Consider the following 13767-nt stretch of genomic DNA (forward strand, 5'->3'; position numbering starts at 1 on the left):
TTCGAGGTAGTCATGGAAGAACTGGAAAAATTCGTCAACGGCTTCAGCCTGTTTCAGCAGCAGTACTTCAGCGAGCCGCAGACCTTGTACGACAGCCTGCGCGACGGGCAGCGGCCCACGACCTTGCTGATCGGCTGCTGCGATTCGCGCGTCGACCCCATGCTGCTGACGGGCAGCGACCCGGGTGACATGTTCGTGGTGCGCAATATCGCCAACCTGGTGCCGCCGTGCACGCCCGACGCGCCGCCCGGCGTCAGTTCGGCCATCGAGTTTGCCGTCTGCAAGCTCGAAGTGGCCAGGGTCATCTTGTTAGGACATGCGCGCTGCGGCGGCATCCGCGCGCTGCTGGAACCGCAGCCGCGCGCGGAAGGACAGGAAACGGACTTCGTGGGACAGTGGATGCGCATTGCCGAACCTGTGGCGCAGCGCGTACGGCGCGAGCTGGCGCACCGTTCATCGGAAGAGCAGCACCATGCGTGCGAGCTGGCCAGCATCCTGCAGTCGCTGGACAACCTGCTGACCTACCCTTGGCTCAAGCGCCGGGTGGAGCAGGGGGTGTTAAAACTGCATGGCTGGTATTTCGACATCGACAGCGGCGCCCTGATGGCCTATTCGGCGCGCCAGCAGCAGTTCTTGCCGCTGGTTTGCCCAATCGAGCGGGCGCGCCACCTGCACGAGCGCCCTTGGCCGGATTCAGCTAAAACGTAACAGATCGCCGCTGCGGTCAAACGCCAGCAGGCCGTCGATGCGCCCTTGCTCGATGGCCGTCACCATGGCGCGCAGGGGCGCTTCGCATTCCTGCGCGGCGGGCGGCTGGCCGTCCTGGCCCGCCAATCCCGCCACGAAGACCACGTCCCAGTGCGTCTGCATCTGTTTCGACTCCTCCATCAATGTATCGAAGCTGCCCAGTTCATCGGGCAGCTTGTCGGCGCACATCACGGGCGTGAGCGACTTGCCCTGGCCGCCTGGCTGGGCCTGCGCCTGGGTAAAGGTGAACAGCAGGCGTTGCGGCTGCTCCTGGTCGCGGGCGCTGCGCAGCAGGCTGGCGTAGTCGGTAATGGACATGGTGCTCTTTCTCTGTGTTGAACGATGACGACAGGTATACCGCAGCACGCTCGCGGCGCCCATAGGCAATAGTGACTACCAGGGTGACTACGCGCCTATGCATTCCTGGTGCGGGAAACCGACTTCTTGCCAATACCGCCGGGCGGGGCGCATCGATAGACTGTTTGTATCGACGCTTGAGCCATCCTGCTTGTAGCGTTTTTTGAGACCTGGCGCCGCTCCTGCGGCGCAATGTGGAGGTAGCATGAGTCACTTTTTGGACCGTCTTAAATTTTTTAGCAAGCCTGCCGAGCCGTTCTCGAACGGCCATGGCACCGTGGTCGATGAAGACCGTACCTGGGAAAACGCTTACCGCCAGCGCTGGCAGCACGACAAGATTGTGCGTTCCACGCATGGCGTGAACTGCACCGGCTCGTGCAGCTGGAAGGTGTATGTCAAGAATGGCCTGATCACTTGGGAAACCCAGCAAACCGATTACCCGCGCACGCGGCCCGACCTGCCCAACCACGAGCCGCGCGGCTGCCCGCGCGGCGCCAGCTATTCCTGGTATGTGTATTCGGCCCAGCGCGTGAAATATCCGATGGTGCGCGGCCGCCTGATGGAAATGTGGCGCGAAGCGCGCAAGACCATGGACCCCGTCACCGCCTGGGACTGGATCAGCCAGGACCCCGTGCGCTCGCAGCAATACAAGTCCATCCGTGGCCTGGGCGGCTTCGTGCGCGCCACGTGGGAAGAATCGAATGAAATCATCGCCGCCGCGAATGCGCTGACGATCAAGAAATACGGCCCGGACCGCATCGTCGGCTTCTCGCCGATTCCCGCCATGTCCATGGTCAGCTATGCCTCCGGCACGCGCTACCTGTCGTTGATCGGCGGCGTGGCACTGAGCTTCTACGACTGGTACTGCGATTTGCCGCCGGCCAGCCCGCAAGTGTGGGGCGAACAGACGGACGTGCCGGAATCGGCCGACTGGTACAACTCGACCTATCTGATGGTGTGGGGCTCGAACGTGCCGATGACGCGCACGCCGGACGCCCACTTCTACACGGAAGTGCGCTACAAGGGCACGAAAACCGTGGCCATCTCGTCCGACTATGGCGAAATGGTGAAGTTCGGCGACATCTGGCTGGCGCCCAAGCAGGGCACGGACGCCGCGCTGGCGCTGGCCATGGGCCACGTCATCCTGAAGGAATTCCACTCGGAAGGCCAGTCCGACTACTTCCGCGAATATGCGCGCCAGTACACGGATTTCCCCATGCTGGTGCTGCTCAAGGAGCATAACGGCACCCTGGTGCCCGACTACTTCCTGCGCGCTTCGCACCTGGACAACAACCTCGACGAGACCAACAATCCTGAATGGAAAACCCTGGTCATAGACGAAACCACGGGCACCATCACGGCGCCGGCCGGTTCCATCGGCTTCCGCTGGGGCGAGTCGGGCAAGTGGAACCTGGAACAGAAGGCGGGTGGCAGCGGCGTGCCCATCGTGCCGATGCTCTCGCTGATCAACGACAGCGACGCCGTCACCGAAGTGGGCTTCGCCTATTTTGGCGGCAAGGATGCGGCCGACATGCTGCTGCGTAAAGTGCCGGTCAAGATGATACGCCTGGCCGACGGCACTACCGCCCTGGTCACCACCGTGTTCGACCTGACCCTGGCCAACTACGGCATCGACCGTGGCCTGGGCGGCGAAAACGTGGCGGAAAGCTATGACGACGACGTGCCGTACACGCCAGCATGGCAGGAAAAGCACACGGGCGTGAAACGCGCCGACGTGATCACCGTGGCGCGCCAGTTCGCGCAAAACGCGGACCAGACGCGCGGCAAGAGCATGGTCATCGTGGGCGCCGGCCTGAATCACTGGTACCACATGGACATGACGTACCGCGGCATCATCAATATGCTGATGATGTGCGGCTGTATCGGTCAGTCCGGCGGCGGCTGGGCCCATTACGTGGGCCAGGAAAAGCTGCGTCCGCAAACGGGCTGGACGCCGCTGGCCTTCGCCCAGGACTGGGTGCGGCCGATGCGCCAGATGAACGGCACCTCGTTCTTCTATGCGCACACCAGCCAGTGGCGCCACGAAAAACTGGAAACGGGCGACATCGCCTCGCCATCGGCCGCCAGCGGCACGGGCGACCTGACCCTGCTTGACTACAACGCCAAGGCCGAGCGGATGGGCTGGCTGCCATCGGCGCCGCAGCTGCAAACCAATCCGCTGGAAGTGGCCAAGGCCGCCAAGGCGGCGGGGCAGGCGCCGGCCGCGTATGCGCTGGACCAGATCAAGGCCGGCCAGCTGCAGTTCTCTTGCGACGACCCGGATAATCCAGCCAACTTCCCGCGCAATATGTTTGTCTGGCGCTCGAATATCCTGGGCAGCTCGGGCAAGGGCCACGAATACTTCCTGAAATACCTGCTGGGCACGCAGAACGGCTTGCTCAGCGACGAAGCGGACTGCATCACGCCGACACAGGTGAAAGTACGTCCCGCCGCCGAAGGCAAGCTCGATCTGCTGGTGGTGCTGGACTTCCGCATGTCGACCACCTGCCTGTATGGCGACGTGGTGCTGCCGACGGCCACCTGGTATGAAAAGGACGACTTGAACACCTCGGATATGCACCCGTTCATCCACCCGTTGTCGGAAGCCGTGCAGCCTCTGTGGCAATCGAAGTCGGACTGGGAGATCTACAAGGGCATCGCCGAGAAGTTCTCGGAAATCGGTGGCGAGCTGCTGGGTACCCAGCAAGATATCATCCTCACGCCGCTGATGCACGACACGCCGGGCGAGCTGGGTCAGCCTTTTGATCCCAAGGACTGGCGCGCCAGCGAATGCGAAGCCGTACCGGGCAAGACCATGCCGAACATGACGGTGGTCGAGCGCAATTACCGCGACGTGTACAAGAAGTTCACCTCGATCGGACCGCTGCTGGAAACCATCGGCAATGGCGGCAAGGGCATTTCCTGGAAAACGGGGCATGAAGTCGACGTACTGCGCGGCATCAACCGCACGGTGCTCGAAGAAGGCGTCTCCAAGGGCCAGCCGCGCCTGGACACGGCCATCGATGCGGCCGAGATGATCCTGACGCTGGCGCCGGAAACGAATGGCCACGTGGCAGTCAAGGCCTGGGCCGCGCTCTCCAGCATCACGGGCCGCGAGCACACGCATCTGGCCAAACCGCGCGAGCATGACAGCATCCGCTTCCGCGATGTGCAGGCGCAGCCGCGCAAGATCATTTCCTCGCCCACCTGGTCGGGCCTGGAAAGCGAAGAAGTCAGCTACACGGCCGGCTATACGAATGTGCATGAAATGATCCCATGGCGCACGCTGACGGGCCGCCAGCAGTTTTACCAGGATCACCTGTGGATGCGCGATTTTGGTGAAGGCCTGTGTGTGTACAAGCCGGCGATTAACACCAAGACGACGGAAGCGCTGCTGGGCACCAAGCCGAACGGCAACAAGGAACTGGCGCTGAACTTCCTGACGCCGCACCAGAAATGGGGTATCCACTCCACGTATTCGGACAACCTGCGCATGCTGACCCTGTCGCGCGGCGGACCGCACGTGTGGCTGTCGGAGACGGACGCGAAAACGGCCGGCATCGTCGACAACGACTGGATCGAAGTCTTCAACGTGAACGGCAGCCTGACGGCGCGGGCCGTCGTCAGCCAGCGCATCCCGGCCGGCATGACGATGATGTACCACGCCCAGGAAAAGATCATCAACGTGCCCGGCGCGGAGATGACGGGCAAGCGGGGCGGCATCCATAACTCCGTCACGCGCGCCGTGCCCAAGCCGACGCACATGATCGGCGGCTACGCCCAACTGGCTTACGGCTTCAATTACTACGGCACGGTGGGCTCCAACCGCGATGAATTCGTATTGGTGCGCAAAATGAACAAAGTCGATTGGCTGGAAGGCCCGTTGCAGGAAGAAGGAGCATAGTATGAAAATCAGAGCGCAAATCGGCATGGTGCTGAACCTGGACAAGTGCATCGGCTGCCACACCTGTTCCGTCACCTGCAAAAATGTATGGACCAGCCGTGACGGCGTCGAGTACGCATGGTTCAACAACGTTGAAACCAAGCCGGGCATCGGCTATCCGAAGCAGTGGGAAAACCAGGACAAATGGAATGGCGGCTGGCGCCGCACGGACGCGGGCAAGATCGAGCCGCGCCAGGGCAGCCGCCTGAAAATCCTGGCGAATATTTTCGCCAACCCGAACCTGCCGGCCATCGACGAGTACTACGAGCCGTTCACCTACGATTACGAGCACCTGCAAAGCGCGCCCCTGTCGCAGACGCCGCCGACGGCCCGTCCCATCTCCGTGCTGACGGGGAAGAAGATGGAAAAGATCGAATGGGGTCCGAACTGGGAAGATGACCTGGGCGGTGAATTTGCCCAGCGCAGCAAGGACAAACTGTTCGACAACATGCAGAAGGAAATGTACGGCACCTTCGAAAACACCTTCATGATGTATCTGCCGCGCCTGTGCGAGCATTGCCTCAACCCGACGTGCGTGGCGTCTTGCCCGTCCGGCTCCGTGTACAAGCGCGAAGACGACGGCATCGTGCTGATCGACCAGGACAAGTGCCGCGGCTGGCGCATGTGCATCTCCGGTTGCCCGTACAAGAAGATTTACTACAATTGGTCGTCCGGCAAGGCGGAGAAGTGCACCTTCTGCTTCCCCCGCATCGAAGCTGGCCAGCCTACCGTGTGCTCGGAAACGTGCGTGGGCCGCATCCGCTACCTGGGCGTGCTGCTGTATGACGCCGACAAGATCGAGGCAGCGGCCTCCGTGCCGCAGGAGCAGGACCTGTACCAGGCGCAACTCGATCTGTTCCTCGATCCGCACGACCCGGCTATCATCGCCGAGGCGCGCCGCCAGGGCATCCCCGACCTGTGGCTGGAAGCTGCCGCCAAGTCGCCCGTGTACAAGATGGCCGTCGAATGGAAGGTAGCGTTCCCGCTGCATCCTGAATACCGCACCTTGCCCATGGTGTGGTATGTGCCGCCCCTGTCACCGATCCAGGCGGCCGCGGAATCGGGCAAGCTGGGCGTGAATGGCATGCTGCCGGACACGCAAAGCCTGCGCATTCCCGTGCAATACCTGGCCAATTTGCTGACGGCAGGCGACCAGCCGCCCATCGTCTCGGCGCTGGACCGCATGCTGGCCATGCGTGCCTACATGCGCAGCAAGACGGTCGAGAAGGTGGAGAACCTCACGGTGCTCAAGCAAGTGGGCTTGACCAAGGCGCAGGTGGAGGACATGTACCACATCATGGCGATTGCCAATTACGAAGACCGCTTCGTCATCCCCAGCAGCCACAAGGAAATGGCCGAGGACAGCTTCAACGAGAAGGGTTCGTGCGGCTTCAGCTTCGGCAACGGCTGCTCGGACGGCACCAGCGAACCGACCTTGTTCGGCAAGAAAAAACACGGTTCGGCCATCTTCATGCAGATGCCGAAGTCGCGCAAAACGGCGCCAGGCGCTTAAGGAACCGATATGACACACGCTATGAATCACTATCAAATCCTCTCGCGGCTGTTGCTGTATCCCGAACCCGAGCTGATCGCCCACCTGCCCGAGCTGGACGCGGCGCTGGCGGCCATGCCGGAGCAGCACGCCTTGATGTACCCCTTGCTGCGGCCCTTGCTGGCGCACCTGGAAAGCAGCAGCCTGATCGACCTGCAGCAGCAGTACGTGGCCACGTTCGACCGCAACCCGTCTCACTCGCTGCACCTGTTCGAGCATATCCACGGCGAATCGCGCGACCGGGGCCAGGCCATGGTCGACCTGATGGAGGAATACAAGCGCCACGGCCTGCAGATGGTGGGCGACGACTTGCCCGACTTCGTGCCCCTGTTCCTGGAATTCCTGGCGCAGCTCGACGAGGCGGCTTCGGCGCCTCTTCTGGGCGACGCCGTCCACGTGCTGGCGCACGTCGGCCGCAAGCTGACGGCCAACGGCAGTCCGTATGCGCCTGTCTTCACGGTGCTCGAACGCCTGAGCCCCGTGGCGGCCGAAATGCTGGCCGAACCGCCCATCCGCGACATGGATGAAGCGCTGGAAACCTTCGGTCCCGGTGCGGATGGCGTCGAGCCGTTGCTGCGCCAAGCCCCGGGCGGCGTCCATCCCGTGCATTTTCACCCGCAGCCGCGGCGCGCCGCTTGAATCGCGCCCGCATGACGAGGAGTTATCATGAGTAATTATTTGCATCAATTTGTGTATGGCATTTACCCATACATCGCGCTGGCCATCTTTTTCCTGGGTAGCCTGATCCGCTTCGACCGCGAGCAATACACGTGGAAGTCCGATTCCAGCCAGATGCTGCACCGTGGCAGCCTGCGCCTGGGCAATATCCTGTTCCACATCGGCATCATCGGCCTGCTGTTCGGCCATGCGGCCGGCCTGCTCACGCCCGTCTGGGTGTGGGATACGCTGGGTGTGACGCACAGCCTGAAACAGGGCGTGGCCATGGCGGCCGGCGGCATCATGGGCGGCCTGTGCCTGGTCGGCTTGCTGATCTTGCTGGTGCGCCGCTTTTCCAATGACCGCCTGCGCGCCGTCACCACGGCCGGCGACAAGCTGGTGATGGTGTGGATTTTGCTGACCTTGCTGCTGGGCCTGTCGTCGATCTTTGTCTCGGCCTCGCACATGGATGGCCACATGATGGTCTTGCTGATGAATTGGGCGCAGCACATCGTCACCTTCCGCGGCGACGCCGCCAGCTTCATCGTCGATGCGCCGCTGGTGTTCAAGCTGCACCTGTTCATGGGCATGTCGCTGTTCGTCATCTTCCCGTTCACCCGCCTGGTGCACGTGTGGAGCGGCTTTGGCGCCATTGGCTATCTTGGCCGCGCCTATCAACTGGTGCGCCGCCGCTAAGGCGGTCATTGAAAGGAGAATCATCATGGGAATTTCCGTCAACGGCATCGATATCGACGACGCCGACATCGCGCAGGAACTGCCGCACCACCAGCAGGCGGGCAATCCGCTGAAGCAGGCCGTGCATGAACTGGTGCTGCGCCGTCTGCTGCTGGACGAGGCTCAGCGCCTGCGCTTGCAAGCAGATGGCCACGATGCCCTGGTCGAAGCGCTGTTCGAGCAGGAAGTGCGCGTACCGCCGGCCGACGATGCGGCTTGCCGCACCTTTTATGCGCAGCGCCCGCAGCTGTTTCGTAGCGGCGCGCTGGTCGAGGCGCGCCACATCCTGTTCCAGGTGACGCCGGAAGCGCCCCTGGAGCTGCTGCGCACCACGGCGCAAGCCGTGCTTGACGCCATCAAACTGGCGCCCGAACGCTTCGCCGAACTGGCGGCGCAGTATTCGAACTGCCCGTCGGGCGCGCTGGGCGGCAACCTGGGCCAGCTGTCGCCGGGCCAGAGCGTGCCGGAATTCGACGCGCTGCTGTTCCGCCTGGAGGCGGGCGCGCTGGCCGGCCACTTGCTGGAAACGCGCTTCGGCTACCACATCGTGCAGGTGCTGCGCCGGGTCGAAGGCCAGGCTATCGCCTACGAGGCGGTGCAGGCGCAGATCGCCGACCGCCTGTCGCGCGCAGCGTGGCAGCGCGCCGTGCACCAGTATCTGCATATGCTGGTGGGGCGCGCCGACATCGCCGGCATCGAGCTCGAAGGCACAGCCAGTCCGTTGGTTCAGTAGGCTGAAATGCGTAGTCCGGAAGGCGTAGGCCGCTAGGCCTTCTGGGGCACAGCCAGATCGTGCCCCAGCCCTTACAATCAAGGAAGTAACAGGAGTAGAGTCATGGGTAGCGTCAAGTTGCAGGACCGTTTTGGCCGTTCGATCGATTATGTGCGGCTGTCCGTTACCGACCGTTGCGATTTGCGCTGCAGTTACTGCATACCCAAGGGCTTTCGCGGCTTCGAAGAGCCGAAGGACTGGCTGACGTTCGATGAGATCGAACGCCTGCTGGGTATTTTTGTTCGTCTCGGCACGCGCCGCGTGCGCTTGACGGGCGGCGAGCCGCTGTTGCGGCGCAACCTGCCCGAGCTGGCGCAAAAGCTGTCCGCGCTGCCCGGCTTGCAGGACCTGTCGCTGTCGACGAACGCCACCCAATTGGGCAAGCACGCCGTGGCCCTGCGCTCAGCGGGCGTGGACCGCATCAATGTCAGCCTGGACTCTTTGGACCGCGCCTGCATGCAGCAGATCACGGGACGCGACAGCCTGCAGCCTATTTTAGACGGCCTGATGGCGGGCAAGGCAGCCGGTTTTGACCCCATCAAGATCAATATGGTGGCCATGCGCGGCGTCAATGACGGCCAGATCGAGGCGATGGCCGCGTTTTGCATCGAGCAGCAGTTCATCCTGCGCCTGATCGAAGCCATGCCGATGGGCAGTACGGGCCGCAATGCCTGCTACATGCCGCTGGGGCCAGTGCGTGAGCGCCTGGCGACCCGCTTTGGCCTGGTGCCGCAGGCGCAAGAATTGGGCGGCGGGCCGGCGCGTTATATGGCGACACCCGATGGTCGCTCGAGCATCGGCTTCATCACGCCCATGTCGCAGCATTTCTGCGCCAGTTGCAACCGCGTGCGCCTGTCCGTCGATGGTACCCTGTACCTGTGCCTGGGCCAGGAAGAAAAATTCGCCTTCGGCCCCATGCTGCGCGGCGGGGCCACCGATGCGGAGATCGAAGCGGCGATCCGCGCCGCCATCGAACTGAAGCCGCAGCAGCACGATTTCAATACGCAGCCCGATAAAATTATCAGGTTCATGGCGCAGACGGGCGGCTGAGGCAGCTTGTATTTACATTCAAGGGCAGTATGAAATTCAAGGCGATGTTTTCCTCCTGGCAGAAGCTGTCGACCAAGATCGTCGGCGCGCTGCTGCTCATGCTGGTGCTGGCATTGAGTGCCATCGGCTGCACCTTGTTCTTGTCGTGGCAACTCGAAGGCAGCTCTGCCGCCATCAATGAAACGGGCCGGCTGCGCATGCAGACCTATCGCCTGACCCTGCTGCTCGCCAGCGATGCCGGCGAGCAAGCGCGCCAGCAAGTGCTGCTGATCGACGAGACCCTGGCCAAGATCGGCCATGGCGACCCGCAGCGTCCCTTGTTCCTGCCCCCCAGCACCGCCATCAAGTCGGAATTCGAACGCATCGGCGTCGCCTGGCGTGGCGCCTTGCGCCCGGCCGCCCTGGCCTCCGATTCCACCGCGCGCGCGCGCCAGTTCGAGCACGACGCCGATACCTTTGTCGGCCAGGTCGATCAGCTGGTGCGGCTGATCGAGCACGATAGCGAGCAGCGCACCTTCTGGCTGCGCGCTTCGCAGCTGATCTTGGTGGGCATGGCTGTCATGGGCACGGTCAGCATGATTTACCTGATGTTCATGCTCATCATTGAACCGGTCACGCGGCTGCGCTTGGGCATGCAGCGCATGAAGGAGCGCGATTTCAGCGTGCGCCTGGCCGTCGAAAGCAATGACGAATTCGGCCAGCTGGCCAGTGGCTTCAACCAGATGGCCGACCGCCTGCAGGCGCTGTACGGCAACCTGGAGGAGGGCGTGCGCAGCAAGACGGCCACCCTGGAATACCGCAACCGCGAACTGGCCCTGCTGTACGAAAGCGCCGCTTTCCTGCAGCGCCCGCAACCTTTGGCCGACATTTGCGGCGGCTTCATGCAGCGCATCGTCGATTACTTCGAGGCGGACGGCTCCACCGTGCGCGTGCTCGATGCCGAGCGGGGCAACCTGCACATGGTGGTGCACCACGGCCTGTCGGAAGAACTGGTGGCGTCCGAGCATTGCCTGAAGGTGGGCGACTGCCTGTGCGGCACGGCCGTCGAGATGAAAGTGGCGAAGGTGCACGACATGCGCCGCATCGACAAGGCGCACGAGCTGCGCTGCCACCGCGAGGGTTTTGCCACCGTCTCCGTCTTCCATATCCACGCGCACGAACAGCACCTGGGCTTTTTCAACCTGCATTTCCGCCATGCGCGCGTGTTTTCCGCGCGCGAGCTTGCGCTGCTGGAAACCCTGGGCCAGCTGCTGGGCATCGCGCTGGAAAACCTGCGCCTGGCCGCGCGCGAGCGCGAGATGGCCATTTCCGAAGAGCGCAACCTGGTGGCGCAGGGCCTGCATGACAGCATCGCGCAAAGCCTCAATTTCCTCAACCTGCAAGTGCAGATGCTCGACGATTCGGTGCGCAATGCGCGCTTCGATGAAGTGGCGGGCATCGTGCCGGCCCTGCATGCGGGCGTGAAGGAAAGCTATGAAGACGTGCGCGAACTGCTGGTGAACTTCCGCAGCCGCCTGATGGAGGACGATCTGATCGGCTCCCTGCGCGCGGCGGTGGACAAATTCCGCCGCCAGACGGGCATCGACGCCGAGCTGCTGGCCGATGTCGATGGCGCGCCATTCCCCCGCGAACAGCAATTGCAGTTACTATTCATCGTGCAGGAAGCGCTGTCGAACATCCGCAAGCACGCCCAGGCCAGCCATGTCGAGGTGCGCCTGGCCGATCACCAGGACTTTACGCTGACGATCAGCGACAATGGCGTCGGCTTCGATGCTTGCGCCGTGCTGGAAAAGGGCGACAGCCATGTCGGCATCCATATCATGCGCGAGCGCGCGCAGCGCATCGAGGCCACATTCGACGTGCATGCCTGCCCCGGTGGCGGCACCACGGTCGAACTGCATCTGTCGCGCGAGCAGCGCCGCGCCGCATAAGCAACTATCTGAAAGTATAAAAAAATGGAGACTCCCGTCAAACCGATCACTGTCATGCTGGTGGACGACCATGCGCTGTTCCGCAGCGGCATCCGCTCGCTGCTGCAGCGGCATACCGACTTTTCCGTGGTGGGCGAGGCGGCCGACGGCGTGGAAGGCATCAAGCGCGCCATTCAGCTGCAGCCCGACGTGGTGCTGCTGGACCTGAACATGGCCGGCATGTCGGGCGTCGAAGCGCTGCAGCTGATGCAGCACGACTGTCCCGACACGGCCATCGTCATGCTCACCGTCTCCGAAGACGCCGAGGACCTGGCGACGGCCCTGCGCGCGGGCGCCTGCGGCTATCTGATCAAGAATATCGACGCCGACTACCTGGTGCGCGCCATCCGCCGAGCGGCCGCCGGCGAAGTCGTCATCGCCGAAGCGATGACGGGCAAGCTGGTGGCGCAGCTGCAGGCGGGCTCACGGCGCGAGGAACCCGTGTCGGAACTCGACAAGCTCACGCCGCGCGAAAAGGAAATCATCGACTGCCTGTCGCGCGGCGAGAGCAACAAGGGCATCGCGCGCACCCTCGACCTGGCCGAAAGCACGGTCAAGATCCATGTGCAGAACGTGCTGAAAAAACTTAACCTCACCAGCCGCGTGCAGGCGGCCGTGTATGCGGTCGAGCACCGCCAGGGCAAGTAGCCCGCAGTGCCGGCTAGTCACTGCGGGCTAGCCGCTTAGTCCTTTTGCCGATGGCGGTATTTGCGCTTTTAAAGTAGTATATTGAATATATCTTTAACGCATATATCTCAAATACGAGTCCATCATGGCCATCACCCCGATCAGCGAACCTTCCCCACCTTCCACGACAGCCAGCGCCGCTCCCTGGCATGTCCGCCATGCCGTCTGGCAGCTGGGTTTCCGCCCATTTTATCTGGTGGCGGCCGTGTTTGCGGCCATCAGCATCCCCCTGTGGCTGGCCAGCTATGCCGGTTTGCTGCAAGGTGGCCTGCAGGTGGGCCTGGGCTGGCATATGCATGAAATGGTGTTCGGCTTCGCGCTGGCCGTCGTCGTGGGTTTCCTGTACACGGCGGGGCGCAACTGGACGGGCTTGCCCACGCCGCACGGCGCGCAACTGATGGCGCTGGTGGCGCTGTGGCTGGCGGGGCGCATCGCCATGCTGTGCGGCCCCGGACTGGTGGCGGCGCTGGTCGAGTGGCTGTTCCTGCCGCTGGCCGCCTGGCCCCTGTACCAGGTGCTGCGCCGCTCGGGCAATACGCGCAACCTGTTCCTGGTGGGCCTGCTGGCCTTGCTGGCGCTGGCCAATGGCCTGTTCCATGCGGCCGTGCTGGGCGCGTTGCCGCTGTCGCTGTTCGTGCCCGTGCAGGCGGCCATCTTCATCATCGTGCTGATCGAATCGGTGATCGGTGCGCGCGTGATCCCCATGTTTACGCGCAACGGGGCGCCAGGCAGTACGCCGGTGGCCAGTCCGAAGCGGGCGCTGGTCGCCGTGGCCTGCATGGCGGCGGCCGCCATTGCGTGGCTGGCAGGCGCGCCAGCCTGGCTGACGGCGCCGCTGGCTTTTTGCGCTGCTGGCGTCTCGCTGGCCAATCTGCTGGCCTGGCAGCCGCAGCGCACCTTGCGCGTGCCCTTGCTGTGGATTTTGCACCTGTCGTATGCGTGGATAGGCGTCGGCTTTGCGCTGCTGGCGCTGGCCAGCCTGGGGCTGCTGCCGGCCAGCGCCGCATTTCACGCGCTGACGGTGGGGTCGATGGCGGGATTGATCATCGGCATGATGACGCGCACCACCCTGGGTCACACGGGGCGTCCTTTGACGGGCGGCAGGGCGGAAGCAGCGATGTACTGGCTGATCCAGCTGGGCGCGCTGGCACGCCTGCTGGCCGCTGTCGGTCCTGCAGCGCTGTCCATGCCGCTGCTGCTGGCCGCAGGCGCGTGCTGGTCGCTGGCCTTTGGCTTGTATGCGTGCGTGTACGCGCCCTATCTGTGGCGCGCCAGGGTGGATGGCCGCGAAGGCTAA

11 protein-coding genes are annotated in these 13767 nt (G+C 63.4%); 10 read left to right on the plus strand and 1 reads right to left on the minus strand.

The genetic code is table 11. The features are described 5' to 3' along the window. The first annotated feature begins 12 nt into the window (after window positions 1–12). Window positions 13–708 (plus strand): carbonic anhydrase, encoded by a 696-nt coding sequence (locus tag ACQ4W0_RS17840; protein ID WP_436577945.1) that lies wholly within the window; start codon window positions 13–15, stop codon window positions 706–708. Here the strand turns inward: ACQ4W0_RS17840 and ACQ4W0_RS17845 are convergent. Further along, window positions 694–1065, minus strand: a complete 372-nt coding sequence (locus ACQ4W0_RS17845; RefSeq protein ID WP_436577946.1) for a ribonucleotide reductase subunit alpha — start codon at window positions 1063–1065, stop codon at window positions 694–696. The genes ACQ4W0_RS17840 and ACQ4W0_RS17845 overlap by 15 nt on opposite strands. A 244-nt stretch (window positions 1066–1309) precedes the next feature. Here ACQ4W0_RS17845 and ACQ4W0_RS17850 point away from each other — a divergent pair, with 244 nt between their 5' ends. The 9 genes from ACQ4W0_RS17850 (at window position 1310) to ACQ4W0_RS17890 (ending at window position 13767) form a co-directional block, all read left to right on the plus strand. Then, complete coding sequence (locus tag ACQ4W0_RS17850) at window positions 1310–5008, plus strand: nitrate reductase subunit alpha (protein WP_436577947.1); 3699 nt, start codon at window positions 1310–1312, stop codon at window positions 5006–5008. 1 nt (window position 5009) lies between these two features. Then, complete coding sequence (narH, locus tag ACQ4W0_RS17855) at window positions 5010–6560, plus strand: nitrate reductase subunit beta (protein WP_436577948.1); 1551 nt, start codon at window positions 5010–5012, stop codon at window positions 6558–6560. A 9-nt stretch (window positions 6561–6569) separates the two neighbouring features. After that, window positions 6570–7238, plus strand: a complete 669-nt coding sequence (gene narJ, locus ACQ4W0_RS17860) for a nitrate reductase molybdenum cofactor assembly chaperone (protein WP_436577949.1) — start codon at window positions 6570–6572, stop codon at window positions 7236–7238. Between the two features lie 27 nt (window positions 7239–7265). Then, complete coding sequence (narI, locus tag ACQ4W0_RS17865; RefSeq protein WP_436577950.1) at window positions 7266–7952, plus strand: respiratory nitrate reductase subunit gamma; 687 nt, start codon at window positions 7266–7268, stop codon at window positions 7950–7952. Between the two features lie 25 nt (window positions 7953–7977). After that, window positions 7978–8724, plus strand: coding sequence for a peptidylprolyl isomerase (locus ACQ4W0_RS17870; RefSeq protein ID WP_436577951.1), 747 nt, complete (start codon window positions 7978–7980; stop codon window positions 8722–8724). A gap of 102 nt (window positions 8725–8826) precedes the next feature. Further along, on the plus strand, window positions 8827–9813 hold the full coding sequence (gene moaA / locus ACQ4W0_RS17875; protein WP_436577952.1) for a GTP 3',8-cyclase MoaA: 987 nt from the start codon (window positions 8827–8829) through the stop codon (window positions 9811–9813). Between the two features lie 44 nt (window positions 9814–9857). Continuing rightward, window positions 9858–11744, plus strand: a complete 1887-nt coding sequence (locus ACQ4W0_RS17880) for a type IV pili methyl-accepting chemotaxis transducer N-terminal domain-containing protein (protein ID WP_436577953.1) — start codon at window positions 9858–9860, stop codon at window positions 11742–11744. Between the two features lie 24 nt (window positions 11745–11768). Beyond that, the gene (locus ACQ4W0_RS17885; RefSeq protein ID WP_436577954.1) at window positions 11769–12431 is read left to right on the plus strand and encodes a response regulator; all 663 of its coding nucleotides are present in this window, start codon (window positions 11769–11771) and stop codon (window positions 12429–12431) included. Between the two features lie 124 nt (window positions 12432–12555). Beyond that, a complete protein-coding gene (locus tag ACQ4W0_RS17890) occupies window positions 12556–13767 on the plus strand; it encodes an NnrS family protein (RefSeq protein ID WP_436577955.1) in 1212 nt (403 codons plus the stop codon).

The organism is Janthinobacterium breve (genome assembly GCF_051380895.1).
Taxonomy (GTDB): Bacteria; Pseudomonadota; Gammaproteobacteria; order Burkholderiales; family Burkholderiaceae_D; genus Janthinobacterium.